Below are 2,064 nucleotides of genomic sequence, written 5' to 3' on the forward strand. Positions count from 1 at the left end.
GTCGGCTCCGCAGTCGTGACACTCGACCGTCCGCTCGTCGTCGTTCTCCTCCTGGTCGTCTTCGTCGACGTCCACCGGGTCGACCTCGAGACCGAGTCGCTCGATGCTGTCGTCGACGTCCTCTTGGGGAGCGGGTCGGATCGTCTCGACGACGTCGGCGACCTCCCAGAGACCGACCTCCTGCTCGATCGTCTCTCCGCGGAGTCGCTCCCCCCGAACGTATGCCTCCTCGAGGTCGGCCCGAACGATCGCGCCCTCGCCGACGTCGATCTCCGGATCGATCGCGACGACCTCGGTCTCGATCTCGAGTCCGAACAGTCCAGCGACCGAGCCGACGAGCGGAGTCCGGAGGACCTGGGCTCGGAGATCGTCGGGCTCGAGCCATAGCACCGCGAGACGTTGCTCGTCCTCGAGGGCCTCGAGGATCTCTCCGGGCACCATGTAGCCGTCTCGCTCGTCTGGATCGATCACCTGTGCCACCTCTGCCGTGAGTCTGAGTCTGCGGGCCATGGTCACTGAAACACCTCCTCGATCGAGAGTTTGATCTGCGGCCCTCGATGGTGGCCGCTCGGATAGAAATCGCTGTCTGAGAGCCTGAGCGTCCGGGCTCGGGTCATCTTGGAACGGAGGACCTCGATCCCTCGGCCTCGAGGTCGATAGGCGGCGAAGTAGATCCATCCGTCCCGTTTCGCCAGCGTATCGTAGGCATCCTGAAAGATGCGAAACCGTCCGGTAGAGCCGTCGGCTCGCCGTCTCATGGCTCCCTTGATCGAGACCGGCTCTCCGCTCGGGGTCCTCGCGTCGTGCCAACTCGAGTGCTCGGCCTCGAGGCCTCGGTCGTCTCGGGCGTGGCGTTCGACGAGTGCTCCGTATCGCGGAGCGTTGCTCGATCGACTCATACCACCACCACGGCACCCCCGCCAGTTCGGTAAGACTCAGACACCTCTCTGTGGCCGAGATTCGGCCGTGAGTCGGTCTCGGATCTGAGCCGATGGATACCTCTCGAGGTCGGATCCGGACGTACCACGCAACTGCTCGCTTTGATCTGGTCTCGTTGTATCATTCGTCGTCGACCTCGGGTTCGAACTCGCCGTGTTGCTCCTCGTATCGGTTCGACCATTTCGAGACCCATTGTTGGGAGTATCCGAGGGCTCGAGCGATGTCGTCTTGATCGAGATCTAGGAAACCGGCACTGTCGAGACGCCACGCAACCTTCCGGAGTTCCTGCTCGGTCATGTCTGAGGCTAACTCGCGGGCCTGCTCGAGGGTCTGCTCCTCGAGGCCGTCGTCGTCGACTCCATCCCACGACCACGACGTCGCCTCCTCGTCGTCGTATCGATAGTCGGTCTCCGGGATCCCGTTGAGTTCCATAATCTTGTTGATCCCCTTCCGATTTTCGACGTCCTCGTAGACCGTCGCTCGCTTCACTTCTCCGCGATACCGTTGCACGACCGTCGCCATCGTCCTCACTGCCGGATGGACGTCCTTACCGTCGTGGCCGATGATGATGAGACCAGCTCGCGCTTTCCGGATCTTGTAGACGAGCGGCCCGAGTTTCTGCCCGGCCTCGTAGCCGTCCTTACCGCGTCCCGAGGCGTGGCTCGAGGCCTCGTCGAAAACGAACAGGAACGGACAAGCGTCCTCTTTCGCCGTGATCCCTCCGCCGGGGAGGTCCATCGTCTGATCATCGAGCCGGGACCGGAGGGATCCATAGGACGGATGCCACTCGTCGGCTTCCTCCCACGTCCGGATGTTTGATGCGAGGACCGCGTCGTCTCCTTGCTCGCGTTTCCACAGCTGTGCCAGCAAGAGCGCGAAGTTCGTTTTCCCGCTCCCTGGGTTCCCGAACAGATAGATGATCGGAGCGGGGATCGCCAGGATGTCGATAAGCTCCTGAATGGCCTTCAGACCGGAGATGTCGCTCCGACTGGCCGGATCTCCGACGGCCGCACTCTGCGTCTGGACGTCTCCCTGATGGACTGCTCGAGTGAGCGTCTCGGTCGCTTCAACTCCGAGCACCTGCCGAAAGAGCTTCGAGGCCTCCGCTTTCGTCGGCATGTCCTC

At 62.7% G+C, this 2,064-nt stretch carries 3 protein-coding genes; all 3 read right to left on the reverse strand.

Translation table 11 applies throughout. The annotated features are described in order from the left end of the window. A partial coding sequence (locus ABD224_RS29000) for a hypothetical protein (protein ID WP_344055258.1) occupies positions 1 to 516 on the reverse strand: 516 nt, incomplete at its 3' end. Continuing rightward, the gene (locus tag ABD224_RS29565; protein ID WP_465253937.1) at positions 513 to 899 is read right to left on the reverse strand and encodes a PD-(D/E)XK family putative nuclease; all 387 of its coding nucleotides are present in this window, start codon (positions 897 to 899) and stop codon (positions 513 to 515) included. The genes ABD224_RS29000 and ABD224_RS29565, both read right to left, overlap by 4 nt. A gap of 160 nt (positions 900 to 1,059) precedes the next feature. Further along, positions 1,060 to 2,064 (reverse strand): ATP-binding protein (locus ABD224_RS29005; protein WP_344055260.1); only part of this gene is annotated, 1,005 nt, incomplete at its 5' end.

It is taken from the genome of Streptomyces thermoalcalitolerans (assembly GCF_039525155.1).
Lineage (GTDB): Bacteria > Actinomycetota > Actinomycetes > Streptomycetales > Streptomycetaceae > Streptomyces > Streptomyces thermovulgaris.